At 64.0% G+C, this 559-nt stretch carries 1 pseudogene and 1 other annotated feature; the pseudogene reads left to right on the top strand.

The annotated features are described in order from the left end of the window. Positions 1-559 (top strand): annotated as a pseudogene (locus tag NKH19_RS33495) (IS3 family transposase); the annotation flags it as partial. Then, positions 21-137, top strand: a sequence feature (AL1L pseudoknot). Its footprint overlaps the pseudogene before it by 117 nt.

Genomic DNA, 559 nt, shown 5'->3' with positions numbered 1-559 from the left:
GAGATCCTTCGCAAGGCTTCCGCGTATTTTGCCCAGGCGGAGCTCGACCGCCGGTTCAAGCCATGATCGCGTTCATCGACGATCACCGCGAGGCGCATGGGGTCGAGCCGATCTGCAAGGTGCTGCCGATCGCCCCGTCGACCTACCACGACCATGTCGCCAAGCGCATCGATCCCTCCCGGCTGTCGGCTCGGGCGAAGCGGGATGAGGCTTTGAAGGATGAGGTCCGACGCGTGTTCGAGGCTAACTTCCGCGTCTACGGCGTTCGCAAGATCTGGCGGCAGTTGCAACGCGAGGGCTTCGATGTCGCCCGCTGCACGGTTGCCCGCCTGATGAAGGCCATGGGCCTCGAAGGCATCGGCAAGCCGATCCGCACCACGGTGAGCGACAAGGCGGCACCATGCCCTCTCGATCACGTCAATCGCCAGTTCCATGCCCCGGCGCCGAACATGCTGTGGGTCTCCGACTTCACCTACGTCGCGACCTGGACGGGCTTCGTCTATGTCGCCTTTGTCATCGACACCTATGCGCGAAGGATCGTCGGCTGGCGGGTGAGCCG

This window comes from Mesorhizobium sp. M1338, from assembly GCF_040318045.1.
GTDB lineage: Bacteria > Pseudomonadota > Alphaproteobacteria > Rhizobiales > Rhizobiaceae > Mesorhizobium.
The sequence above is the reverse complement of the archived record's forward strand: the minus strand, read 5'-3'. Positions and strand labels throughout refer to the sequence as shown.